Annotated in this window: 23 protein-coding genes and 1 tRNA gene; 6 read left to right on the top strand and 18 right to left on the bottom strand. The window is 69.0% G+C overall.

Features of this window, described 5'->3' with window-relative positions; all coding sequences use genetic code 11:
• Positions 1-106 precede the first annotated feature (106 nt).
• Both ACFXKA_RS01150 and ACFXKA_RS01145 read right to left on the bottom strand, forming a co-directional pair.
• Positions 107-712: a TetR family transcriptional regulator gene (locus ACFXKA_RS01150; protein WP_354831067.1), complete on the bottom strand. Its 606-nt coding sequence runs from the start codon at positions 710-712 to the stop codon at positions 107-109.
• A gap of 69 nt (positions 713-781) precedes the next feature.
• Complete coding sequence (locus ACFXKA_RS01145; protein ID WP_354831070.1) at positions 782-1,939, bottom strand: pyridoxal phosphate-dependent aminotransferase; 1,158 nt, start codon at positions 1,937-1,939, stop codon at positions 782-784.
• A 71-nt stretch (positions 1,940-2,010) separates the two neighbouring features.
• On the opposite strand from ACFXKA_RS01145, the gene ACFXKA_RS01140 reads away from it, so the two are divergent.
• Complete coding sequence (locus ACFXKA_RS01140) at positions 2,011-3,105, top strand: M23 family metallopeptidase (protein ID WP_379425297.1); 1,095 nt, start codon at positions 2,011-2,013, stop codon at positions 3,103-3,105.
• Positions 3,106-3,314: 209 nt separating this feature from the next.
• Here the strand turns inward: ACFXKA_RS01140 and purD are convergent, their stop codons facing one another.
• A complete protein-coding gene (gene purD, locus ACFXKA_RS01135; protein ID WP_379425296.1) occupies positions 3,315-4,598 on the bottom strand; it encodes a phosphoribosylamine--glycine ligase in 1,284 nt (427 codons plus the stop codon).
• A gap of 92 nt (positions 4,599-4,690) precedes the next feature.
• Here purD and ACFXKA_RS01130 point away from each other — a divergent pair, with 92 nt between their 5' ends.
• On the top strand, positions 4,691-5,116 hold the full coding sequence (locus ACFXKA_RS01130) for an HIT family protein (protein ID WP_354831079.1): 426 nt from the start codon (positions 4,691-4,693) through the stop codon (positions 5,114-5,116).
• A 37-nt stretch (positions 5,117-5,153) separates the two neighbouring features.
• On the opposite strand, the gene ACFXKA_RS01125 is transcribed toward ACFXKA_RS01130, so the two are convergent.
• The gene (locus ACFXKA_RS01125; protein WP_379425871.1) at positions 5,154-6,557 is read right to left on the bottom strand and encodes a sensor histidine kinase; all 1,404 of its coding nucleotides are present in this window, start codon (positions 6,555-6,557) and stop codon (positions 5,154-5,156) included.
• Between the two features lie 71 nt (positions 6,558-6,628).
• Positions 6,629-7,366 carry a response regulator transcription factor gene (locus tag ACFXKA_RS01120; RefSeq protein WP_354831085.1) on the bottom strand — a complete coding sequence of 246 codons (738 nt, stop codon included), beginning with the start codon at positions 7,364-7,366 and terminating at the stop codon, positions 6,629-6,631.
• A 346-nt stretch (positions 7,367-7,712) separates the two neighbouring features.
• On the opposite strand from ACFXKA_RS01120, the gene ACFXKA_RS01115 reads away from it, so the two are divergent.
• Entirely contained in the window at positions 7,713-8,630 is a 918-nt protein-coding gene (locus ACFXKA_RS01115) for a helix-turn-helix domain-containing protein (RefSeq protein WP_379425295.1), read from the top strand.
• A gap of 195 nt (positions 8,631-8,825) precedes the next feature.
• On the opposite strand, the gene ACFXKA_RS01110 is transcribed toward ACFXKA_RS01115, so the two are convergent.
• From ACFXKA_RS01110 to ACFXKA_RS01100, 3 genes are all read right to left on the bottom strand, one after another.
• A tRNA-Thr gene (locus ACFXKA_RS01110) sits at positions 8,826-8,897 on the bottom strand.
• Positions 8,898-9,062: 165 nt separating this feature from the next.
• Complete coding sequence (locus ACFXKA_RS01105) at positions 9,063-9,305, bottom strand: MbtH family protein (RefSeq protein WP_019931522.1); 243 nt, start codon at positions 9,303-9,305, stop codon at positions 9,063-9,065.
• Positions 9,306-9,443: 138 nt separating this feature from the next.
• Positions 9,444-10,277 (bottom strand): alpha/beta hydrolase, encoded by an 834-nt coding sequence (locus ACFXKA_RS01100; RefSeq protein WP_354831092.1) that lies wholly within the window; start codon positions 10,275-10,277, stop codon positions 9,444-9,446.
• A gap of 229 nt (positions 10,278-10,506) precedes the next feature.
• Between ACFXKA_RS01100 and ACFXKA_RS01095 the strand changes: the two genes are divergently transcribed.
• On the top strand, positions 10,507-10,674 hold the full coding sequence (locus tag ACFXKA_RS01095) for a hypothetical protein (protein WP_162958162.1): 168 nt from the start codon (positions 10,507-10,509) through the stop codon (positions 10,672-10,674).
• Between the two features lie 3 nt (positions 10,675-10,677).
• Positions 10,678-12,159: a trehalose-6-phosphate synthase gene (locus ACFXKA_RS01090; RefSeq protein WP_364606162.1), complete on the top strand. Its 1,482-nt coding sequence runs from the start codon at positions 10,678-10,680 to the stop codon at positions 12,157-12,159.
• 57 nt (positions 12,160-12,216) lie between these two features.
• Here the strand turns inward: ACFXKA_RS01090 and ACFXKA_RS01085 are convergent, their stop codons facing one another.
• From ACFXKA_RS01085 to ACFXKA_RS01060, 6 genes are all read right to left on the bottom strand, one after another.
• Positions 12,217-13,188 (bottom strand): oxidoreductase, encoded by a 972-nt coding sequence (locus tag ACFXKA_RS01085; RefSeq protein ID WP_379425869.1) that lies wholly within the window; start codon positions 13,186-13,188, stop codon positions 12,217-12,219.
• A gap of 79 nt (positions 13,189-13,267) precedes the next feature.
• A complete protein-coding gene (locus ACFXKA_RS01080; RefSeq protein WP_379425294.1) occupies positions 13,268-14,080 on the bottom strand; it encodes a class I SAM-dependent methyltransferase in 813 nt (270 codons plus the stop codon).
• Positions 14,077-14,547, bottom strand: coding sequence for a nitroreductase/quinone reductase family protein (locus ACFXKA_RS01075; protein ID WP_379425292.1), 471 nt, complete (start codon positions 14,545-14,547; stop codon positions 14,077-14,079). The genes ACFXKA_RS01080 and ACFXKA_RS01075 overlap by 4 nt, the downstream gene beginning before the upstream one ends.
• Positions 14,538-15,275: an SDR family NAD(P)-dependent oxidoreductase gene (locus ACFXKA_RS01070; protein ID WP_354831106.1), complete on the bottom strand. Its 738-nt coding sequence runs from the start codon at positions 15,273-15,275 to the stop codon at positions 14,538-14,540. Before ACFXKA_RS01070 ends, ACFXKA_RS01075 begins: the two co-directional genes overlap by 10 nt.
• A 25-nt stretch (positions 15,276-15,300) precedes the next feature.
• A complete protein-coding gene (locus ACFXKA_RS01065) occupies positions 15,301-16,242 on the bottom strand; it encodes a 3-oxoacyl-ACP synthase III family protein (protein ID WP_379425290.1) in 942 nt (313 codons plus the stop codon).
• Complete coding sequence (locus ACFXKA_RS01060) at positions 16,242-17,369, bottom strand: cytochrome P450 (RefSeq protein ID WP_379425289.1); 1,128 nt, start codon at positions 17,367-17,369, stop codon at positions 16,242-16,244. Before ACFXKA_RS01060 ends, ACFXKA_RS01065 begins: the two co-directional genes overlap by 1 nt.
• Before the next feature lie 341 nt (positions 17,370-17,710).
• Between ACFXKA_RS01060 and ACFXKA_RS01055 the strand changes: the two genes are divergently transcribed.
• Entirely contained in the window at positions 17,711-19,609 is a 1,899-nt protein-coding gene (locus ACFXKA_RS01055) for an alpha/beta fold hydrolase (RefSeq protein WP_379425287.1), read from the top strand.
• 60 nt (positions 19,610-19,669) lie between these two features.
• Here the strand turns inward: ACFXKA_RS01055 and ACFXKA_RS01050 are convergent, their stop codons facing one another.
• Genes ACFXKA_RS01050 through ACFXKA_RS01035 form a run of 4 tightly spaced genes read right to left on the bottom strand, consistent with a single transcriptional unit; the run spans position 19,670 to position 24,356 of the window.
• Positions 19,670-20,794, bottom strand: a complete 1,125-nt coding sequence (locus ACFXKA_RS01050) for an acyl-CoA dehydrogenase family protein (protein WP_379425285.1) — start codon at positions 20,792-20,794, stop codon at positions 19,670-19,672.
• A gap of 26 nt (positions 20,795-20,820) precedes the next feature.
• Entirely contained in the window at positions 20,821-22,014 is a 1,194-nt protein-coding gene (locus ACFXKA_RS01045; RefSeq protein WP_379425283.1) for an acyl-CoA dehydrogenase family protein, read from the bottom strand.
• Positions 22,015-22,033: 19 nt separating this feature from the next.
• Positions 22,034-22,846, bottom strand: coding sequence for an acyl-CoA thioesterase domain-containing protein (locus ACFXKA_RS01040; RefSeq protein WP_379425282.1), 813 nt, complete (start codon positions 22,844-22,846; stop codon positions 22,034-22,036).
• A 49-nt stretch (positions 22,847-22,895) separates the two neighbouring features.
• A complete protein-coding gene (locus ACFXKA_RS01035) occupies positions 22,896-24,356 on the bottom strand; it encodes a polyketide synthase (RefSeq protein WP_379425281.1) in 1,461 nt (486 codons plus the stop codon).
• Between the last annotated feature and the right edge of the window lie 12 nt (positions 24,357-24,368).

Raw genomic sequence — 24,368 nt, 5'->3', positions numbered from 1 at the left:
TTGTCCCAGTTTACCGGTGGGTTTCCCACCGGTTTGCCCCGCCATCACCGCGGCGGAAATTCGCTCCGGCCGGAGCTTCCCGAGAGTTCCCGGGAGTCGGGCCGAGTTATGCCGGTGGGGCGACGATGTCGATGATCTCGAGCAGCGCGCCCCGCGCCATGCGCCGGGGCTGCGGGTCGAGTTCACCGAGCGCGGTCACCACCGCCCCATCGACGACCGCCACCAGGCGGCGGGTCTGTTCGGTGCGCACCACGCGGTCGGAGCGGCGCAGCACGTCGGTCAGCAGCTCGTCCAGCTGGGCGCGTAGTCGCAGCTGGACCTCTCGTAGTTCCGGGTGCCGGGCGGACGCGACCGAGCGCTCGTAGCGGGCGATCAGCTGGCCCCGCGCGTCCAGGTCCTGAATCTCCGGGCCCACCAACAGGTCCAGCACCAATTCCACGGTGGCCTCCGCCCCGCGCCGGCGGTGCGTGACCTCGCCGACGCGGCGGCGCATGGCCTCCAGTTCGGCATTGCCGGAGAACTCGACCGCGCGCGCGATCAGATCCTCGAGCGATTCGAAGTAGTAGGTGGTCGACGCGAGCGGCAGCTCCGCCCGGGTTGCCACCGAGCGGTGCCGGACCGCTTCGAAGCCACCTTCGAGCAGGAGCTCGGCGGCGGCACAAACCAGCGCTTGGCGACGCCGTTCGCCTTTCGGAGTCGTCGCAGTGGTCACGGTGCAATCGTGCCAGTCATCACCGGCGCTGTGTTCATTTTGCCCACTGCGCTCAATCTCCTTGGCAGATCAGGCCAAATACCGTTCCAACCGGTCCAGTGCCGCTTCGATGTCGGCGCCGGCTCCGGCGAACGAGAAGCGAACCGTGTGGTGGCCGTTGCGGGTGTCGAAGTCGATGCCGGGCGCCAGCGCCACACCGGTGGCGTCGAGCACCTCGGTGCACCAGCGCATCGAATCATCGGTCAGGTGAGCGATATCCGCGTAGGCATAGAACGCGCCGTCGGCGGGGGCGAGGTCGGTGATGCCGAGCTTGGGCAGCCCCGACAGCAGCAGCTGGCGATTCGCCGCATAGCGCCGCACATGACCGTCCAGTTCGGCTTTGGCCTCCGCGCCGAACGCGTGCACCGCCGCGAACTGAGAAATAGCCGGGGGGCACACGGTCATATTGGACGCCAGTCGCTGCAGCGCCGGGCGCAGCGATTCCGGCACCAGCATCCAGCCCAGCCGCCAACCGGTCATGGAGAAGTACTTGGACACCGAGCCGATGACCACCGACTCCCGGGAGGTCTCCCAGGCCGAGGAGGTCGGCTCGGTGCCGGCGTAGACGATGCCGTGGTAGATCTCGTCGGAGATGAGCAGCGTCCCGTGCTCGTCGCACCAGCGGGCCAGCGCCGCCAGCTCCTCCGGCGCGATCATGGTCCCGGTCGGATTGGCCGGGCTCGCCACGATCAGCCCCGCGGGCGGCTCCGGCAGCGCCTCCAGCATGGCCACCGTCGGCTGGAATCGGGTCTCCGGCCCGCAGTCCAGTTCGACCACGTCGCAGCCCAGCGCGGTCAGCGTGTTCCGGTAGGCCGGATAGCCCGGCCGGGCCACCACCACGGTGTCGCCGGGATCGAAGGCCGCCAGGAAGATGAGGGTGAACGCGCCGGAGGAACCGGTGGTCACCACGACATCGTCCGCGTCCACGCGCACCCCGTAGGTGCTGCGATGATGCTCCGCGATGGCCTCCCGCAGCGCCAGCGTCCCGAATGTCTCGGTATAGCCCAGCAATTCGGAATCCATGGCCGCCTTGGTGGCGCGCAAAACCGCCGCCGGAGCGGGCGTGGACGGCTGCCCCGCGGCCAGCACCAGCACATCTCCGTGTGTCCGGGCCCGTTCAGCTGCTGCTTTCCAGACGTCCATCACGTAAAAAGGTGGAATGGTCGACCGGCGAGATTCGATACGCACTCGACAGACGGTAGAGCACCGACTCCCCCGCCTGTCCGGGAACTGCCACCCGAATGCCTGAGGAGGCGGCTGTGCAGGGGGGACCAGCAACCACCGGAACCACCCCGGAGGCCGACCCGAACCCACCCGAATCCGCACCACCGCGGACAGCCGGCGCGACGGACAGCTATACGCCGGGTGTGCGGTCGCAGCTGGCATTCCAGGACGAGCCGTCGCGGGGTCAGGAGGCGCTGGAACGGGTCCGGCGGTCGGTCGTCCGGTTCGCGGGGCAGGCGATCGCCTGGCTGCGGTGGTACGCGCCGATCGCGCGAGCCCGTGCGATCGAGCTGTGGGGCCGGCGGCCGCGCTCGTGGGCCGAGACCGTCGAGCTGGTGCGGCGGCGCCGGGCCGCAGCGCGGCGGCAGTGGCCGGTGGTGCGCGCGTGGGGCATTCGGCACCGGGTGCTGATCGGCGGTGTGGTCGCGGTGCTGGTGTTCGCGAGCGCGGACGGCGCGCTGGGCCTGCTGCCCACCGACGCCGAGGTGGGTCCCGGTGTGGCGCTGCGGGTTCCGGTGCAGTATCCGCTGCAGGTGCAGGCCGCCCCGGAGACGTCGAAGCGGTATCTGGACGCCATCAGCAACGGTGAGCATCTGCGCGAGCAGGCGGTGGTCTCGGCGGCCGCGGCGGCCACGCTGGAGCGGGCCAAGGCGGAGGCCGCGGCGGCCGTCGCCGGGCAGCCGCAGCCGTGGATGACGCCGTCACCGGACAGTTCGCTGCCGCCCGGCTTCGTGATCCCCGGCGCCGGCGGGTTCGCGCTGCCCGCGAAGGGCGTGTTCACCTCCGGATTCGGGTCGCGCTGGGGCACCTTCCACGCGGGCATCGACATCGCCGCGCCGCTCGGCTCACCGATCTACGCGGTGGCGGCGGGCACCGTCATCGACGCGGGCCCGGCCCAGGGCTTCGGGCTGTGGGTGCGCATCCGCCACGACGACGGCACCATCTCCGTCTACGGGCACATGTACGACTTCTCGGTGTCGGTCGGCGAGCGCGTCCCGGCGGGCCTGCAGATCGCGCGCATCGGCAACCGCGGCGACTCGACAGGACCGCACCTGCACTTCGAGATCATCATCAACGGCCAGCACGTCGACCCACAGCCCTGGCTCGCCCAGCACGGCATCATCGTCTGACCCGCCTCCGCTCCCCCGCCTCCGCTCCCCCGCCTCCCCGGAACTTCAGCGCACCGCTCGGAGCCGTTGACCGCTGGCGACGCGTGCCGGCGGTTCAGGGCCGAAACAATTTCGGGGGTACCCGGCGAGTTACCCCGATCGGCGCGAAATCAGTTGTCGCGCTGGCATTCGAAGTTCAGGCGCGGATTCGGACTTCTGGTCGTCGGGCTTCAGGCGGAGGCCGGGACGGTGATGCGGCCCTCGGTGGCGGCCAGGGCGATGTCGGTACGGAAGTGGCCGCCCGGCAGCTTGATTCCGGCGAGGCGTTCGTAGGCGTTCTTGCGGGCCTCGGCGAGATCCGCGCCCTGGCCGACGATGGCGAGCACGCGGCCGCCCGCGGAGACCAGCGCGCCGTCCTCACGCTGCGCGGTGCCGGCGTGCAGCACCTCGGATTCGGTTCCGGTGCCGGTGGATTCGGCTCCGGTGATGACGTCGCCGCTGCGCGGGCGGGCCGGGTAGTTCTCGGCGGCCAGCACCACGGTGACAGCGGCGCCGTCCTTCCAGCGCGGCGCGGGCACCTGGTCCAGGGTGCCGGTCGCGGTGGCGTACAGCAGCTCGCCCAGCGGGCTGTCCAGCATGGCCAGCACGGCCTGGGTCTCGGGATCGCCGAAGCGGCAGTTGAATTCGACCACGGCCGGCCCGGCCTGCCCGACGGCGAGACCGGCGTACAGCAGGCCGCTGAACGGCACGCCGCGGCGAACCATCTCGGCCGCAACGGGTTTCACCACATCGTCGACAATGGCCTGCAGCGTCTGCTCCGGCAGCCACGGCAGCGGCGTGTACGCGCCCATGCCGCCGGTGTTCGGCCCGGTGTCGCCGTCGCCGACCCGCTTGTGGTCCTGGGCGGGGAGCAGCGGCACCACGGTCTCGCCGTCGACCAGGCAGAACAGCGACACCTCGGGGCCGTCGAGGAACGACTCCAGCAGCACCGGGTGGCCCTGCTCGAGCAGCTCGGCGCCGTGCTCACGGGCCACCGACCGGTCCGGGGTCACCACGACGCCCTTGCCGGCGGCCAGGCCGTCGTCCTTGACCACCCAGGTCGGCCCGAAACGATCCAGCGCCGCATCCAATTCACCCGGATGGTCGACGATCTCGCTGTGCGCGGTGCGCACCCCGGCCGCGTTCATGACGTCCTTGGCGAAGGCCTTCGAGCCCTCGATCCGCGCGGCCGCGGCGGACGGGCCGAATGCCGGGATCCCGGCGGCCCGCACCGCGTCGGCCACGCCGAGCACCAGCGGCACCTCGGGTCCGACCACGACCAGATCGACGCCCAGCTCCTGGGCGAGCTCGGTCACCTCCGCCCCGGAGGTGGCGTCCACCGCACGCACCTCGGCGTGCTGGGCGATGCCGGCATTGCCGGGCGCCGCATACACGGCGGACACCGCCGGGTCCTTGCGCAGCGCCAGGACGAGGGCATGTTCACGGGCTCCGGAACCGATGACGAGTACGCGCACGGCAGACAGCTTAAAGGGCTGGGCAGACGCAACCGGTAGCGGTCTGTTGTGCGTTCGCGCGGGGGTGTCCTTCCCCGCGTAAGGTCCGGGGCATGGCTTCTGTTTTCTCCGCAATCATCGACGGTCAGCTGCCGGGCCGGTTCGTCTGGGAGGACGACGAATTCGTCGGCTTCCTCACGATCGCCCCGGTGACGCAGGGGCACACGCTTGTCGTGCCGCGCAAGGAGATCGACCAGTGGCAGGACGTCGATCCGGGCACCTTCGCGCGCCTGACCGCGGTCGCCCAGAAGATCGGCCAGGCCGTGCGGGCCGCCTGGGACGCCCCGCGGGCGGGCCTGCTCATCGCGGGTCTCGAGGTGCCGCACCTGCACATGCACGTCTTCCCGGCCTTCCACCTGGGTGACTTCGACATCAGCGGGGCGGACCCGGAACCCAGCAAGGAATCCCTCGACGAGGCGCAGGCCATGATCAAGCAGGCCCTGCGCGACCTCGGCTACGGCGCGAACGTCCCCGCGTAGTGAACCCGGGTGCCCACGTCCCGCGCGGGCACCCCGCTCAGCGCGGTTCGCGCGGCAGCCGGACGGTGAACGTGGTGCCCTCCCCCGGCTCGCTGGTCACCGACACCTTGCCGCCGTGCGCGTCGACCAGCGCATGCACGATCGACAGTCCCAGTCCCGTACCGCCGCTGTCCCGGCTGCGGGACGCATCGGTGCGATAGAAACGTTCGAAGACCCGCTCGGCCTGTTCGGCATCCAGTCCCGGCCCGGTGTCGGCGACCTCGATGAGCACCTCGTCGGCGGCCGGGGTGAGCCGCACCGTCACCTCCGCCTCGGGCGGGGTGTGCACCAGCGCGTTGTTGATCAGGTTGGCCAGCACCTGCCGCAGTCGCGGCTCGTCGCCGAGCATCTCCAGAGTGCCGGGCCCGGGCCGGATTTCGAGGTCGATCTTGCGTTCCGGACCCTCCGGGTGCTGGGCCGCCGCCAGGGCGCGCGCACTGTGCACGGCATCGCTGGCCATCATGAGCAGGTCCATCGGCCGCCGTTCGATCGGTCGCTGCGCGTCCAGCCGGGCCAGCATGAGCAGGTCCTCGACCAGCAGCCCCATCCGCTTGGACTCGCGTTCGATGCGGTCCATCAGCATGTCCGGATCGGTGATCGCGCCCTGCCGGTACAGCTCGGAGAAGCCCTTGATGGTGGTGAGCGGGGTGCGCAGTTCGTGGCTGGCGTCGGCGACGAAGCGCCGCATCTTGGCCTCGGAGCGCCGCGCCGCCTCCTCGGAGGCCTCGGTGGCGGCGAAGGCCTGCTGGATCTGGGTCAGCATGGTGTTCAGCGACTGTGAGAGGTGGTCGACCTCGGTGTCGGTGCCGCGCACCGGAACTCGCTGATGCAGGTCACCGCCCGCAATGGCGGCCGCGGTGCGCTCGACCTCCCGCAGCGGCCGCAGACTGCGCCGGATCACGATGCGTGCCACCGCCGCCAGCGCCGCCAGCACCAGTGCGCCGATCACCAGTTGCAGCACGATCAGCTTGTCCAGCAGCGAGTTCGTCTCGTCCATGCGCAGCGCGATGGTGCTGGTGCCGTACTCGTTGACGGTCCGCAGCACCCGCCACTCCTCGGTGGACGCGCCCACCGAGCCGACGGTCTCCGGCCGATTACCCAGGTCCGCGGGCACTTCGGGCTGCTGCACGCCCGCCGACAGGCTCAGCGTGATCTGGCCCGTCGCATCCTGCACCTGCACCCAGTACAGGTGCGGCGGCCGTTCCCGCCCGCGCACGGTGGGCAGCGGTTCCGGGCGTTGCGCGCCGGGCGCGGCCCAGCTGTGAGCGGCGTCGTAGAGCTGCCGGTCGATGCGTTCGACCAGCACATTGCGCATCAGCGAGGTGACCGCGATACCCGAGACCAGCAGCCCGAATCCGACCAGGGACACCAGCGCGAGCACCAGGGTGGTGCGCAGCGGCACCGCGGCGAGCCGGTCGGCGAGCTTGCCCCGGAGACTGCGAGCCGTGCCTTTGCCATCGACCGGGGCAGCGTTCACGCGTTGGCCGTCTTACCGCGAGGCTCCCGCATGACGTAGCCGACCCCGCGCAGGGTGTGGATGAGCCGGTCCGGTCCGGTGTCGACCTTCTTGCGCAGGTAGGACACATAGGTTTCGACCACGCCGACCTCGCCGCCGAAGTCGTAGCGCCACACGTGGTCCAGGATCCGCGGCTTGCTCAGCACCGTGCCGGCATTGACCAGGAAGTACCGCAGCAGCGTGAACTCGGTGGGCGACAGGGCGACCGGTTCGCCGGCCTTCCATACCTCGTGGGTGTCGTCGTCGAGTTCGATATCGGCGAACCGCAGCCGCGACGTCTTGGTCTCCGGCGCCGAGCGCCCGGACCGCCGCAGAATCACCCGCAACCGCGCGACCACCTCTTCGAGGCTGAACGGCTTGGTGACGTAGTCGTCGGCCCCGAGCGTCAGTCCGGTGATCTTGTCGTCCACGTCGTCGCGCGCGGTCAGGAACAGCACCGGTGCGTCGATCCCGTCGGCCCGGAGCCGCCGCAACAGCCCGAATCCGTCCATCCCGGGCATCATCACATCGATGATCAGTGCATCCGGCCGGAAGGTCTTGGCCTTGTCCAGCCCCTCGGTGCCGCTCGCGGCACTCGCGACCTCGAACCCTTGATATCGCAGGCTCACCGACAGTAGCTCGACGATCATGGGCTCGTCGTCAACGACGAGCACCCTCGCCTCGGGTTCGCGCGGCTGAACGGGCACACCTGTCATAAGGCCATATTCTGCGCTTCCCCCGCGAAGAACCTGACCCTTCCCTGGGAGTTTCCTGCGAGGAGTGAAGGCGCGGCCGATGGGTGCGCCCGCGTGAGCGAGCGAAGGTGAGGTGTTGCTGATCTACCCCCTTCGTAGATCAGCAACATCGACAGCGGTGCGGGTCAGCCCTGTTCGCGTTCGATTTCGTCGAGCAGCGTTGCGAGCGACTCACTTAGTCAAAGGCTAAGTGCGCGTATAGATTCGGGTCGACCGGATTTGCGACGAACCTTTTCCGGGATTGCGACAACGCTGACGAGGGACGCAGGTGTCTGAGCTGGAATTGTCAAGCGACACCACCTCCGAGGTGCCGAAGGACGACAGACCGGCGTACTGGCGCGAGCAGGTTTCCATCAATCAGGGCGGAGCACGGGTCGACTTCAGCGATTGGCCGAACTTCGATGGCGCGCTGCGGGTTCAGCGCCTGGCGGGCTACAGGTTGGGCGACTTCCAGAATGTGCAGTTCGAATCCACCGAGATTTCCTACGAACGCACGCCGGCCGAGGTCGAGGCGGACGGCGACCGCAGCGCCCGATTGCTGATCCCGCGCAGCGGAACCGTCGGCATCGAGCAACACGGCACGCGAGTGCTGCTGCGGCCGGGCCAGATGGGCGTCGTCGATTGGGGCCGGCGCATGGTGCTCTCCCACGGCGACCATGTGCGGAGCTGGATTCTGAACGTTCCCGCCGACATACTGCGCTTGTCTCCCGATGGGCCGCCGCATCTGGCATTGGACGCCCACGACCCGCTGCTCGGGTCCGTGCTCGCACTCACCGAACAGCTCGACCGCCACGGCGACACGATGACGGCGGCCCAATTCTTGAAGATCAGCACGCACTGGACCGGGCTGCTGGCTGCTGCTCTGGACGAACGCTGGGCCCCGGAGAACACGAAACTGGCCGCGATATCCCGAGATGCGCGCCTGCATATCCGCAGATGCTCCGATGATCCGCGGGTCACGGTGGAAACCGTCGCAGAAGATCTCGGCATCACGCGCCGCCAGCTCGAACGCGCCATGCGACTGGCGGGCACTACTCCCCATAGCTACCTGCTCACCGCCCGTCTCGAACGGGCGGTGGCACGCCTCTCCGATCCACGGAATCAACGCCGAACCATCGCCGATATCGCCTACGACAGCGGTTTTTCGGCTCTGTCGGTCTTCAACAAGGCCTGCCGGGACAGATACCACGCTTCTCCTGGCCAGCTACGGCAACGAAGCGTCTAGCCAGAGCCACACCATCTACGACTTCACATCGTCGGTCCCCACCTGGGACCAATCGGTGTGATTGGTCTCACACCGCAGATGCGGCGCCGCGATGCGGTCATGCAACGACGGCAGCGGAGTTCAGCGCTATCCACGGGTTGTTCTCACTCAAAAGAAGCAGGCCCCGACCTGCTTTCGCAGGTCAGAGCCTCTTTGAGCCCCCTGTCAGGATTGAACTGACGACCTTCGCTTTACAAGAGCGGTGCTCTACCACTGAGCTAAGGAGGCGGAAAGCGGTGCCATCATAACCGGGGCGGCCGGCTGCGCGGAAAAGCCGGCGTCCCAGTCGGAACGATGCTGCGTGGAAGACCGGAGCGCAGCCGGGCGACGCTCGTGGCATCGACCGGCCGCGTTCGGAAGCCGTTCGCGCAGTATCGGACTAACCGCAGGGTGTCAGGACTGAGCCGCCTGACGAGCCGCGTCGTCCGCCGCCATGGCGTCACGCAGGCTCTTCGGACGCATATCCGTCCAGTTCTTCTCGACGTACTCGACGCACGCGGCGCGGCTGTCCTCGCCGAAAACGACTCGCCAACCCGCCGGAACCTCGGCGAAGGCGGGCCACAGGGAGTGCTGTTCCTCATCGTTGACCAGGACGAAGAACCGGCCGTCTTCGTCATCGAAGGGATTGGTGCTCATTTCACCTCACTGGATACTGGCGCTGTGTACGGGAACGTAGACGGATCGTCCAGTCACCGCAGTGATGGAACGAGCCCCCGACGTTGATTCGACCCTAGCAAGGCAGGCGTTACCGCTGGGCGGTTACCTGCACTTCGTTCAGGCCGCGAAGAATTCGAGCAGGATCTTGTTGACGGCATCTGGTTGTTCCAGGTAGCCGAAGTGTCCGGCGTCGGGAACCTCCTGGTAACGGGCTCCCGGAATGATATCGGCGACTTCGCGGGAAAGGTAGGGCGGGATCATCCGATCGTCCGCGAAGCCCATGGACAGGCAGGGCACGGTGATGGCCCGATAGGCCTGGGTGCGGTCGAAGTCGTGGTCCATGCGCCGCTGGGCGCGCACGCCCGGCGCGGCCGGGCCGCCGGTGAATTCGAACAGGTCGAGCCAGTCGCGAGCGGCGTGCGGGTCGGCCATGGTGGCCGGCGAGAGGTTCATGATGGCGGTCATGGCGGCCTCGTATTTGGCGGGCAGCCGCAAGCCGGAGGCGTCCAGTTCGTGCTCGCCGAACGAGAGCGTCTTCTGGAACTGGTCGAGCCGGGCGTGTCCGGCCATGAAGATGGCCTTGCGGACCAGGTCGGGCCGGGCCAGCGCGAGTTCCTGCGCGACCCGTGCGCCCATGGACTGACCGACCACGAGGACCGGTCCCTCGTCGAGGAATTCGATGAGGGCGGCGGTATCGCGCACCAGGTCCTCGATGGTGATCCCGGCGGGCGATTCGAAGGACGGTGCGATGCCGCGGTTGTCGAAGGTGCAGACCCGGAATCCGGCGGCGACCAGCGCGGGCACCTGGTGCAGTTCCCACACCCGGCCGCCGCTGCCGGTGCCCATGATCATGACGACCAGCGGCGCGGACCCCTTGACGTCGGTGCCCTTGGACCGGTCTCCCTTGACCTGGTAGTTCAGCGAGATTCCGTTCACCGTCGCCAACGGCATACTTCCGACCCCTTCGCCACGTTTCCGATTTCCACGTTCCGTAGACCGTATAGGCATCGGGGCCCGGAACGTTTCGCCCGGTGCCACCGACCGTGCGGTCTGGTCGGCAGGTCTCGTGACCACGACCATTGCGGTTAGGGCTCGCAATGTACGCAGCGCACGGTCCCGACTTTCCTGGCAGATACGATGGACTCCTCGCACCGAGCAGACTTCCCCGAGAGGACATGAGATGGCCGCGAAGACCGGCGCAAACGACATCGCGGACGACGATCTGGAACCGCTCGCCGACGAAACCGCTCGACAGGCCCAGCGCGTGGTGGCCGCCTACGCCACCGATGCCGACGAGTGCCGCATGCTGCTGTCCATGCTGGGCATCGGTCCGACGCGAGGCGAATGACCCGTGCACCCGGATAGCTCCGGCTCCGGTTTCGTCGTCGTCGCCAACCGGCTTCCGGTCGACCTGGAGCGACTACCCGATGGAACCACTCGCTGGAAGCGCAGCCCCGGCGGCCTGGTGACCGCGCTGGAACCGGTACTGCGCAACAACAAGGGCGCCTGGGTCGGCTGGGCCGGCGTCCCGGATGTGGATCTGGATCCGATCGTCGAGGACGGTCTGGAACTGCATCCGGTGCCACTGTCGGGCGACGAGGTCGCCGATTACTACGAGGGCTTCTCCAACGCGACGCTGTGGCCGCTGTATCACGACGTGATCGTGCGGCCGGTCTACGACCGCCAGTGGTGGCAGGCGTACGTCCAGGTGAACCGCCGTTTCGCCGAGTACACCGCCAAGGTGGCCGCCGAGGGCGCGACGGTGTGGGTGCAGGACTACCAGTTGCAGCTGGTGCCGAAGATGCTGCGCATGCTGCGGCCCGATCTGACCATCGGCTTCTTCCTGCACATTCCGTTCCCACCGGTGGAACTGTTCATGCAGATGCCGTGGCGCACCGAGATCGTCGAGGGCCTGCTGGGCGCCGACCTGATCGGATTCCATCTGCCGGGCGGCGCGCAGAACTTCCTGTATCTGGCCAGAAGGCTGGCCGGCCAGCCCACGTCGCGCGGCAATGTGGGCGTGCGCTCGAAACTCGGTGTGGTGCAGGTCGGTTTCCGCACCGTGCGGGTGGGCGCGTTCCCGATCTCCATCACCTCCACCGAGCTGGACGAGTATTCGCGCCGCCGCGGAGTGCGGGAGCGGGCCGCGAAAATCCGTGCGGAGCTGGGCAATCCGAAGACGATCCTGTTGGGTGTGGACCGCCTGGACTACACCAAGGGCATCGACATCCGGCTGGCCGCGCTGGAGGAGTTGCTGCACGACGGCCGGATCGATCCGGCGGACACGGTGATGGTGCAGCTGGCCACGCCGAGCCGGGAGCGGGTCGAGTCCTACAAGCAGATGCGTGGCGATATCGAGCGCCAGGTGGGCCGGATCAACGGCGAGTTCTCCCGGGTGGGTTATCCGGTGGTGCACTACCTGCACCGCCCGATCCCGCGCGACGAGCTGATCGCGTTCTTCGTGGCCGCCGATGTCATGGTGGTGACGCCGCTGCGCGATGGCATGAACCTGGTCGCCAAGGAGTACGTGGCGTGTCAGGGCAGCCTCAACGGTGCGCTGGTACTGAGCGAATTCACCGGTGCGGCAGCGGAATTGCGGCAGGCCTACCTGTGCAATCCGCACGATCTCGACAGTGTCAAGGACGCCCTGATCGGCGCGATCGACGACGACCGCGACACCCGTCGCCGCCGGATGCGCTCGATGCGGCGCCAGGTCCTCACCCATGACGTCGACCGGTGGGCGCGCGCCTTCCTCGACGCCCTGGCCACCGATCGCGTCGCCGGCAGCGCCCTGCTGACCGACGACGACGTGGATCCGGACCTGAGCCGCTGACCCGGTCGTAAGGTGAACGCCCCCTGAGGATTTCAGGGGGCGTTCGGCGTATCGGGCCTAGTCCGCCTCGCCGTCGAGTTGGTCGAACCGGTAGGTCACTCCGGTGAGCCGTTCGGATTCGGTCCACAGCTGGGCCGCCAGCTCGGGATCGCGGGTGCGTTCCCCCGCCGCGTTCGGCACCGGGTAGCCCTTGGTCGAGCCGGTGGGGCCGTAGAAGTCACCGCCGCGCACGCCGGGGTCGGTGGCGGCGCGCAGGCTCGGCAGCGCACCCATCTCGACGGTCTGCATGACGATCCGGAACACCCAGCGCAGCGAGGGCCGGGACAGGAAGGCGACTGCGGGACCGAAGTTCTGGGCGAAGTCGGATTCGGCGGCGCCCGGGTGGGCCAGCACCGAGATCAGCCGGCTGCCGGTGCCGTTGAGCTGCCGCTGCAGTTCGAATGCGAAGCTGGCGTTGGCCTGCTTGGACTGCGCGTAGGCGGGGTAGGCCTTGTAGGCGCGCCGCTCGTAGGCGAGGTCGTCGAGGTCGAGCCAGGTGCCCTTCTGCGCGGGGACCCCGCTGGTCACTGTGACGACGCGGGCCTGCGGCGCCGCGTGCAGCAGATCGAGCAGGAGCCCGGTGAATGCGAACGGGCCCAGATGGTTTGTGCCGAAGGTGGTTTCGAACCCGTCCTCGGTGACGGTCCGCTCTCGGCTGAGCGTGCCCGCATTGTTCACCAGCAGGTCGATCTGCCCGAAGTCGTCATGCAGCCGTGCCGCGGCCCGGTGGACCGATTTCAGCGACGTCAGATCCAGTTCCACGAGCGGCAGGTCGGCGTCCGGCACGGTCCGGCGGATGGTTTCCGCCGCGGCAGCGGCCTTGTCGGCATTGCGGCATGCCAGGACCACCCGGGCGCCGTGTTCGGCGAGCCGCAGCGCGGTCTCCAACCCCAGCCCGGCACTGGCCCCCGTCACAATGGCGGTGCGCCCCTGCAGATTCGGGATGTCGGCGGCGGTCCACGGCGCCTTCTTGTTCTCCACGTGCTGCATCCTGACCGGTCGGGTTTCGCTCAACTCTGTGACCTTAACCCGGTCACCGGTGGGCCGCAGCCGCGCCGGGCCGCAGCCCCTACGCGAAGGTGAGCCGCGCGATCAGATGGCGGTGGTTCCGGACCAGCGGCAGCCTGCGCTGCAGGCCGAGCATCACCGGTGCACACCAGCCGCGTCCAGGCACCATCGGAAGCTCCTGGTAGCCGGAGACGCCCGGGATCCGCTGCGGCAGCGCCCGGGTCTGGGCGGCGGTCAGGCCGAAGGGCATGGGCGGCAATACATAGTCCGATCCGCGGGCCAGCTTGGTCCCGTTCAGCGTGCGCTCGGTCAGGCCGGGCGGCAGGACGTCGAAGATGACGCTCGCGCCCGGAAACCGCTGTGCCATATCGCCGATCAGCGCGTAGACCTCGTCCGGCTGCAGGTACATGAACAGGCCCTCGGCCGTGATGAGCACGTCCCCGGCGCCGACCAGGTCGAACCAGGACCGGTCCAGCGCCGACCCGGCGATCGTGCGGACCCGTGTCTCCGCCGGCAGCAGCTGCTCACGCAGGGCGATCATCTCCGGCAGGTCCACCGAGATCCAGTTCAGGTCCGGCGTGCCGAGCCGCCAGTAGGTCGTCTGTAGTCCCTCGCCGAGGGCGACCACGGTGCCGCCGGGCGAGTTCCGGTGGAAGCGTTCGATTTCCGCGTCGATGGTGCGGGCGCGCAGCACCTGGGTCTGGGCGGGCCTGCCGAAGCTCCGGTAATCGAAGTAGATCGACCGGCACAGCTCCTCGGCACGGAAATCGCGGAAGTCCGAATCGGTCCGGGCGGATTCGGACGCCCGGCTCCACAGTGTCCACAGCGCGGTCACCGGAACACCCTGCAGCGCCGCCGCATTCGCCTCGCTCACAGTTCGCGCAATCGGACCAGCGGTATCCGGCGTTCGGTCCGGGACTGATAGTCGCGGTAGAACTCGCGGTCGGTCGTCAAGGCGTCCCAAACCTCCTGGTACTCGGGATCTTCGAGGATCTGGGGACGCGCCCGGAGGTCAGCCGCGCGCAGCTTCACCCGCACCTCGGCATTGGCCGCGGTATCGGTGAGGTTCCAGTACCAGGCCGGATGCTGCGGCGCCCCGATGAAGGAGGCGACGACGATGCGGTGTCCCGCCGCGTCGACCCAGAACGGCAGCGCCACCTTGTGGGTCTTCCCGCTCCGCCGTCCGACGGTCTGCAGCAGCAGATGCTCCATGCCCGAGCTGATCCAGACCTCCTCGGCATCGGTGTATTCCATGCCCATCACGTGCTTGCGCCCGAGCTCCACCAGCTCGGCCTGCTCGGGTTCGCTGAACGGATTGTTGCGCTGGTCGGTCAGGCCCACATCAAACCTCCGTTGACATCGAGAATCGCCCCGTTGACGTAGGAGGCGTCGTCGGAGGCGAGGAAGACGGCCGCCTGCGCGGCCTCCTCGACCCGCCCGGCCCGGCCCAGGGCGAACCGCTTGCGGTAGGCGGCCCAGACCCGGTCGTTGTCGGCCAGCCGGCCGCCCATGCCGGCGTCGAGAATGCCGGGCGAGAGGGCGTTGACCCGGATTCCGTACTGCCCCAGTTCGATTGCGCTGGTGCGGGTGAACATTTCGATGGCGGCCTTGGTGGCGCTGTAGCCGGCCGCTCCGACCGCTATCCGGCTCGCCATGGACGAGGACATATTGATGATCACGCCGCCGCGTTCCCGCAGGTGCGGCACGGCCGCACGGGTGCACAGGAAGGTGCCGGTCAGGTTGGTGGCGACCATGGCGTCCCAGTCGTGCGGGGCGAGCTGTTCGATCCGCCCGTCCCGGCTCACCCCGGCATTGGCCACCACCACGTCCAGCCCGGACAGCGATTCCGCGGCCGCGGCCATCAGCTGCTCGACGGCCGCCGGATCGGCGACATCGGCCGGATGGAACAGGCAGCGGTCCGGATATTCCTCCTTGAGGAGCTGGTAGTCCCCGGCCGTGCGCGCCGAGCACATGACCGACGCGCCTTCCGCGAGAAACGCTTTCGCGATCGCGAAGCCGAGCCCCCGGGTGCCGCCGGTGACGACGGCGGCCTTTCCTTCGAGCCGCATCAGGAGTCCTCCGATTTCGTTCGGGTCAATACCACGTCAGCACCGCCGCTCCGGCGCTCATGCCGCCGCCGACGCCGGCCAGCAGAATGCGTTCACCGCGTTGCAGCGGGCGTTCGAGATGGGTGCTGTGCAGGGTGATGGGAATGGAGGCCGCGCCGGTGTTCCCGTAGCGGGGAGCGGTCAGCGGCACCCGGGCGGGATCCATGCCGAGTTCCCGGATACAGGTCTCCAGCAGCCGGGTGTTGGCCTGGTGCAGGATGATCCGGTCCATGTCGGCGAGCGTGAAGCCGGATTCCGCCAGCGCCTCCGCGATGAGTTTGGGCAGCATGGTCAGCACGTAGTCGCGGACCGCGCGGCCCTCCATCCGGAACAGCCGCTCCCCTGCGGGAACCTCTACGAGAGAACGTAATTCACCATTGGTGACCAGACGGCTCGCGTGCAGCCCGTAGCCCGGCGGCACCGGTCCGACCAGGGTCGCGCCCGCACCGTCACCGAACAGGCTCACGGTCTTGCGGTCGGCGCGGTTCATGATCCGGGAGTAGATGTCGGCCCCGACCACCAGCGCCTGGTCCGCCCGTTCCCCCTCGCGTTCCAGCAGTCCGGCGGCGACGGTCAGGGCGAAGAGGTAGCCGACGCACACCGAGTTCAGGTCGAAGGCGGGTATGCCGCTGAGCCCCAATTTGTGTTGCAGCGCAGCGGCTGTCGCGGGCTGCGGCTGATCCCCGGTCGACGTGGCGACGATGACGCTGCCGATCCGCGGCCACGTCTCCCGCGACCCGAGCAGATCGAGGGCGGCCCGGTGGGCCAGATCGGAGGTGGCCGTGTCCGGGCCGGCGTAGCGGCGGGTGTCGATGCCGGTGCGTTCACCCACCCACTCCGGTGTGGTGTTCGCCCAGGCCGCGATGGTGGCATTGCCGATCTCGGCGGGCGGGACGTAGGCGCCGGTGCGCAGGATTCCGACCGCCATCACAGGCACACCGGTAGTTCGGCCAGCTGCCAGACCGCCGACCCGCTGTGCCAGCGCACCTGCTCGGGTGCGACCGCGAGCCGGGCGCCGGGGTAGTCCCGCAGTAGCGTGCCGATGCCGACCTCGAGTTCCATGCGGGCGATCTGGGAGCCCAGGCAGTAGCGGGTGCCGTAACCGAAGGCCAGGTGGGGCTTGGCCGATCGTGCCGGGTCGATGCGTTCGGGATCGGTGTAGACGGCCGGGTCCAGATTGGCGGCGCCGATGGCCGGGACGACGTAGTCGCCGGGCACCAGGTCCACCCCGCCGAGCCGGATGGGCTCGCGGACCCGCCAGGGCAGTCCCTCACCACCGGCCAGGGCGATGGTGCGCAGCAGCTCGTCGACCGCACCCGGGATCCGGTCCGGATGCGCCCGCAGCTCGGAACACAGGTCCGGGCTGAGCAGCAGGCGCAGCACGAGCTTGCTCAGCATGTGGGCCGAGGATTCATAACCACCCACGATGAGGGCGAAGACGACGGTCACCAGCTCCCATTTCGCCAGATCGTCGCCGTGGCGGACCAGATCGGAGACGAAATCCCCGGTGGGCGCGGCCTTCCGGTCGGCGATGAGCCGCAGCACGTATTTGCCGAGATCCTGCAGCGCGGCGTCGGCGCCGCGTGCGCCGGCGTCGGCCACGGAGGCGTCGGTGAGCAGCGCACTCACCCAGTCGGCCACCTCGGGTTGCTCGGCTTCGGGAATGCCGACCAGCTCACCGAGCACATTCAGCGAAAACGGTTTGGCGACAGCGGATACGTAGTCGGTGGCCGCCGACCGCTCGAGCTCGGCCAGCCGCCGGGTCATGAGGGTCTCGGCGGTGGCGCGCAGCGCGGTCATCCGCCCAGCGGTCAGTTCCCGCCCGATGACGCGGCGCAGTTTGGTGTGGATACTGTCGTCGAGACTGCCGATGCCGCCCTGCAGCAGCAGTCCGGCGGTGAGCCGCGGCGCGGTGTCCTGGGACATTCCGGTGCGGCTGAACGCCTTCTGCGAATAGACGGTTCGCACATCCTCGTAGCCGGTGACCAGCCAGGCCGCATCGCCGTACGGGTACTGCACCCGCGCGATGCCGCCGGATCCGCGGACCTCGTCCATGACCGGGTCCAGGCCCAGTGATCTCGTTGTCTCCGACGGGTATCTGTGTACGGGACACCGCAGCATATCCATAGAACCCCTCCCATCGGCGGATCGCACGACTGTGCTTCTCCGCCAATCCGTTTCACGGCCGACTGTTTCCGATTGCCGCGCGACCATGCGCAGATCTATTGCGTCTCAGTGACTTTCAACGTCCATGAACCCACCCCATCGACTCCTTCGCACTGTAACTTGTTCTAGAACTCGATGCAGGGCTTCGGTCGGCAAATCCGCTGTGACCAAACGCATATGGACTCGCGGCGAACCTTTGACTAGAGCACGTTTCATTTCTGGGGAGTGCAATGGAATTCATCGGGAGTACACCCGATCCCGTCACCAGCCCGTTCGCCGTGGTCGAAGGCCGGCCCACGTACCGGTTGCGGCGCTACTTTCCGGAGCAACCGGCGGCGGGCCCGGCCGCCCTGCTGGTACCGCCGCTCATGATGACCGCCGAGGTCTTCGACCTGGACACCGAGACCGGGGCGGTGACGCTGCTGCATCGGGCCGGAATCGATCCGTGGGTCCTCGACTTCGGCTCTCCGGCAACGGAAGAGAACGGCTGGGAACGGACCCTGGACGATCACGTCCTGGCGGTGGCCGCCGCCGTCGACACCATGCGTGACCACACCGGCGACGCGGTGCACCTGGTCGGCTACTGCCAGGGCGGCATGTTCGGCTACCTGGCCGCGGCACACCGGCGCGGTGAGGGGATCGCGAGCATGGTCGGGATCGGCAGCATGGTGGACTGGACGGCCGCCGGGCTCCCGTTCGGCCCGCGCATCGCGAACTTCCTCGCCGAAACGGTGCGCGAGGGCAGCAATATCACCGACTCCATCCTGAAGACCTGGTGGGATCTGGTCGATCCGGTGAACGCGGTGCGCAATCGCGTGCACACCCTGCGCCACCGCTCCGCACCGCGCCTGTCCCCCGCCGAGGAACGCCGCCGCCGGTTCATGGCGGGCGAGGGCCGCATCGGCTACCCGGGTCCGGCGGCCTCGGATCTGCTGCGGCAGTTCGCGATCGGGAACCGCCTGCACTCCGGCGGGTTCGTGGTCGGCGAGCGGGTGCACAGCCTGGGCGAGCTGACCTGCCCGATTCTCGGGATCGTCGGGTCGAAGGATCAGCTCGCGCCCGCCGCCTCGGTGCGCGGAATCCGGCACGCGGCGCGCAGTGCGCCCGTGTACGAGGTCGGTGTCGATGCCGGGCACTACAAGATGGTCGCGGGCGGTGTCGCGGTACGGACGACCTGGCCGGCCATCGCTGACTGGCTGCACTGGCACGGTGGCGACGGGCCGCGCCCCGAGCAGATCGTCGACATGCCCGAGGTCACATCGCCGCCGCCCCGGCCGCGGAGCCGGGCCCAGCGGGCGCTGTTCGCCCCGCCCCGGCCCGCGCGCCCCGGAAAGCTGCTGCCGGGCACCAGGATTTCGCCGGGATCGGCCTGGGGTACGCGCACCTCCTCGCGCGACTGCCTGCTCTATGCGGGCCGGATGCGCACCGAGGCCGCGGTGAACGCCCGTATCGACACGGTGGCGCGGGCCCTCATCGCGGTGGGTGTGGAACCCGCCGATCGGGTGGGCGTGGTGTTGGGGATGCGACCGGGTGCCCTGATCGCGACGGCGGCCCTGTCGCGGCTCGGCGCGGTGGCGGTGCTGCTTCCCGCGGACGAGAATCTGGCCGCGGCCGTAGCGGCCACCGGCATCAGCACCGTCATCGCCGGCCAGTCGGACATCGACCGCGTCGGAGAGCACGACCATCGACTACTGGTGGTCGGCGATGACGGCGTGCGCGCCGGCCGGAAAGCTGTGGCGGACAAGTACACCGATCTGGACGCCATCGACCTCCGGACCGTGCGCCTACCCGATTGGTACACCCCGAATCCCGGGACCGCCGACGACCTCGCCTTCCTCGCGGTCGACTTCGCGACCCCCACGCCGACGGTCGACCAGATCACCAATCGTCAGTGGGCCCTCAGCGCGTACGGCATGGTGCCCGCCATCGGCATCGACTACCGCGACACGCTGTATTGCGTTGGTGCACTGTCGGATCCGCAGGTATTCGCCGCGACGGGCGCGGCGCTGGTGAGCGGGGCCCGAATCGCGCTGGCCCGCTCGGGGACTCCCCGCCAGATCGAGAACGAGACCCGGCGCTACGGTGCGAGCATCATCGCACGAACCGGCACTCCGGCTGTGCGACAGTGACATCGGCGGCAAACGGACCGGCGTGATCACGGAGTTCCGGGATCACGCCGGTCTCCCCCGCTAGAGGGCGGCTGCCATCGCCGCACCCAGTGCGCGCAGGTGGTCGGTCGCGCCGCCGAGGGCGAACTCGTTGTGCTTGGCGGCGGTGAAGTACTGGTTCACGATGTGGTCGCGGTCGATACCGACACCACCGTGCACGTGCACCACGGTGTGTGCGACGCGGTGACCCGCCTCGGCGGCCCAGAACTTGGCGGTGTGCACCTCGGCCCCGGCGGGCAGGCCCTCGGCCAGCCGCCACGCCGCCTGCGTCACCGCCAGCCGGACGCCCTGGACGTCGATGTAGGCGTCGGCCAGGCGCTGGGCCACGGCCTGGAAGCTGCCGATCTTGCGATTGAACTGCTCGCGCTCCCGGGCGTACGCCGCCACCAGCTCCAGCCCCTGTTCGAGGGTGCCCAGCTGCTGCGCGGCCAGCCCCAGCCAGGCCCGGTCCAGCAGCCGGTTCAGGATCTCGGCTCCGCCCGCCACCGTGCCCACCGGTTCCGCCGGTGCGGAATCGAATTCGACCGCGTATTCGGGACTACGATCGGTGGTGATCTGCTCGGTGACCGTGACGCCGGCCGCCGACGGATCGACCAGGAACAGGGCGACCGTCCCGGATACGCTGGCGGGCACCAGGATACGATCGGCCTGGCGCGCGAACGGCACGGTGGTCTTGGCGCCGTTCAGCGTCCAGCCCGCATCCTCGGCCGCCGTGGTGACCGGTGCGGTGGGCTCCCAGTTCCGGGCTTCGCTGAGGGCCACGGTCAGGATGATCTCGCCGGTGGCCGCCCGCGCGGCGAGGTCCCGCTGGTTCGCGGTACCGAATTCGGCGAGGGCGGCCGCGCTCAGCACGATGGACCACAGGTAGGGCACGGGGGCCAGGGCCTTGCCCAGCTCGTGCAGGACGGCGGTCTGTTCCAGGACGCCGAAGTCGCTGCCGCCCACGGACTCCGGCAGCGCGGCGGCCAGCACGCCGGTCTCGGCGAGTGCGTTCCATAGCTGCCGGTCGAAACGCACCGTGCGGTCACCGGCGGCGTCGAGCTGCTTGTCGAGTTCGCGCAGCCGGTCCGGGGTGACCAGCTTCGCGCACACCTCACCGGTCAGGCGGGCGAGATCCCGCTGGGCCTCGGTCGGAGTGAAATCCATGATGATTACCGGCCTTTCGGGCATGGTCAGCGGGTGGCGGGCGGCAGGCGCAGGGCGAACATGGCGATGATGTCGCGCTGGATCTCATTGGTGCCGCCGCCGAAGGTCATGATGAGGCCGGCGCGATGCAGCCGTTCGAGCACGCCGAACAGCTCCACGCCCGCCGAGTCCTGGCAGAGGTGCGCGTTGGGGCCGAGCACCTCCATGAGCAGCCGGTAGGCCTCGGTGGCGAACTCGGTGCCGTACACCTTCAGGCCGGAGGCGTCCCACGGGCGCGGCGCTGCGTCACCGCCGGCGTCGGCGCGCGAGGCGATCTCCAGGTTCAGCAGCTTCATGTACTCGACCTTGGCGTGCACCCGCGCCAGGTTCAGCTGCACCCATTCGTGGTCGATGACACGAATACCATTGGCCGCCTTGGTGTTCTTCGCCCATTCGATGGTTTCGCGGAGCGCCATCGTCAGGTGCCCGGCCCCGCTCAGCGCGACGCGCTCATGGTTGAGCTGGTTGGTGATCAGCCCCCAGCCGCCGTTCTCCGGGCCCACCATCGCCGACTGCCCGACTCGGACGTCCTGGTAGTAGGTGGCGCTGGTGTCGGGCCCGGCCATAGTGTGCACCGGCGTCCACGAGAAGCCCTCGGCGGTGGTCGGCACGATGAACATCGACATGCCGCTGTGCTTCTCGGCATCCGGGTCGGTGCGCGCCGCCAGCCAGACGTAGTCGGCGTAGCTGATCAGGGAGGTCCACATCTTCTGGCCGTTGATCACCCAGTCGTCGCCGTCGCGGACCGCGGAGGTGCGCAGCGAGGCCAGGTCGGTGCCCGCGCCGGGCTCGGAATAGCCGATGGAGAAGTGCAATTCACCGGCGGCGATCCGGGGCAGGAAGAACTGCTTCTGCTCGTCGGTGCCGTAGTACATGATGGTCGGCGCGACCGTATTGATGGTCAGGAACGGCACCGGGACGGTGGCCACGGCGGCCTCGTCGGTGAAGATCAGCTGATCCATGACCGAGCCGCCCCGGCCGCCGTACTCCTGCGGCCAGCCCAGCGCGAGCCACCCGTCGCGGCCCATCTCCGCGATGACCTCACGGTAGACGTCGCCCTCGCCGTATTCGCCGGTCGGCGCGGCCAGCGCGGTGCGCCGCTCGTCGGTCATCAGGCGGGCGAAGTAGTCCCGCAGCTCGGCACGTAGTTCCTCTTGTTGCGGCGTGTACGCAATCCGCATGACGGTTCCTCCCCGGGGTTCACTGTGGGTGCGGCGCCGAGAATGCCTCGGCCGCGAAGGCGGCCGGATCCACCGCCCGGCGCACATTCGAGATGGTGGTGGCGACGGAGACGCCCAGCGGGCCGGTCCGGTCGTAGAGGGTGGCCGCGGCGATCGCGACGCCGTCGCCGGTGACCTGGTCCTGCGCCTGCAATCCCACCTCCGGCCCCACGGGCAGGCGCGAGAGTGCCAGGGTCACATCGCAATTGATGTAGCCGATGCCCGCGGTACCCCAGTTGCACACCATATTGGTGGTGTCGGCGACATAGGCGGCCAGCTGGAACGGCGAATTGGGCTCGCCCTCGACCAGCGGCGCCATGTCGTGCCACATGCATTTGCGCTCGCTGTTCTGGCCGGTGAGGAAGTCGCCGGTCCAGTCGAGCGCACCCGACTTGAACCGCAGCGGGTGCCACTCGGCGCTCGGCTCGGGTACCGGCAACTGCCGCACCGGCTGCCAGACCTCTCCCGGCGCCGATGCTCCGGCGGCCAGATACATGAGCGTCGCGCGCACCCGCACCTGGTCCTGCTGCACGGCCGAGACGTCGACCACCCGCACGCGGCGGCCGTCGCGGACCACCTCGCTGCGCAGTTCGATCGGTTCGGCGAGGACGGGCCGGAACAGATCCACGGTGAACCGCCCGGGCAGGAATGCGCCGCCGGGACTGTGTGTTTCGGCCTCGCGCGCGAGGAGTCCGGACACCGCGGTCCCGCTCACCTGGTTCGGCGCCCACGGGCTGACCGCGATCTCGGTCGGGGCGTAGCGACCGCCGACCATGTCGAAGAATGCCACCACTGTGCATTACCCCCAAAGAGTCTCGAATTATGGTGAGTAGAACCGTGTTTCAGCTCCGTGCAGGAGGGGCCGCACCGAGGAATGCCGGGACGCAGGGTCCGCGGTTCCATGCGGGCCGGGGGATGTCGCCGCCCGGCGGGAACGCGGCGGTGGTCTCCGGCGCGGGTCCGACGATCGCGTGCGCATTGGTGCCGATCGCACCGAACGAACTCACCCCGGCGAGCGGGCCGGACTCCGCGAGCGCCCAGTCGGTGCTGTGGCCCGAGATCCGAACGTCGGTGCCCTCCAGGTCGATTCGCGGATTCAAGGTCTGGAAGTGGGCCAGCGGCGGCACAGTGCGCTCACGAATACACAGCAGCGCCTTGACGAGCCCGACCACACCGGCGGCGGCCTCCAGGTGACCGACATTGGTCTTCGCCGCACCCACGTGCAGCGGTCTGCCGCCATTGCGGGAGCCCAGCGCGGCGACAATGGCACTGACCTCGATGGGATCGCCGAGTGAGGTGCCGGTGCCGTGCGCTTCGACCAACCCGATCTCCTCGGGCTTGCACCCGGCGTCGGCCAGGGCCGCCTCGATCACGCGGCGCTGGGCGACCGCGTTGGGTGCGGTGAAACCGGAGGAGCGGCCGTCCTGGTTGACGGCGGTGCCGTGGATGACCCCGAGCACCCGGTCATTGTCGCGTTCCGCGTCGGCCAGGCGCTTCAGCACGAGCATGGCGCAGCCTTCGCCTCGCACATAGCCGTTGGCACGGGCGTCGAAGGTCTTGCACAACCCGTCTGGTGCGAGGGCTCCGGTCTGCTGGATAACCGCGGTGGACCCGGGGGCCAGCATCAGGCTCACCCCGCCCGCCAGCGCGATCTCGGACTCGCCGCGCCGCAGAGCGGCGACCGCGTGATGGACGGCGACCAGCGAAGAAGAGCACGCGCTGTCGAAAGCTGTTGCGGCACCGGTGAATCCGAAGTGGTAGGCGATACGTCCCGCCGCGAAGGCGTTGCCGATGCCCAGCGCCCAGTGTGGATCGACCTGCGGCGGCTCCCAGGCGGCGTAGTCCTGGCGGCCGGCGATGCCCACGAAGGTGCCCACCGACTCCGGCAGCTCCCGGTCGGGCCGCAGTCCGGCGTGCGCCAGCGCTTCCCAGGTCACCTCCAGCAGTATGCGGTGCTGCGGGTCCATCGCCTGGGCCGCGCGCGGGCTGAGCCCGAAGAAGTCGGGATCGAAGTCGAGGGCGTCGTCGATGAAACTGCCTCGCGTGGGCAGGAAGTCCCATTCGTCCTCGAAGGGCCAGCGCCGATGCGCGGGCATCTCGGTGATCAGGCTGCGCCCTTCCCGCAGTGCCGCCCAGTAGCGGTCGAGATCGGTGATGCCGCCGGCCAGCCGCAGGCCCACGCCGACGACTGCGATGGGCCCGCCGGGGCTCTGCCCCGCCGATTGCTCGCGCAGCTGCTTGATGGTCCGGGTGGCACGGCGCAGGGCCGCGGTCAGTGCCTCGCTCGAATTCGGATTGTCCATGGGAATGCCTCC

The organism is Nocardia sp. NPDC059228, assembly GCF_042754245.1.
In the GTDB taxonomy this organism is placed as follows: domain Bacteria; phylum Actinomycetota; class Actinomycetes; order Mycobacteriales; family Mycobacteriaceae; genus Nocardia.
The sequence above is the reverse complement of the archived record's forward strand: the minus strand, read 5'-3'. Positions and strand labels throughout refer to the sequence as shown.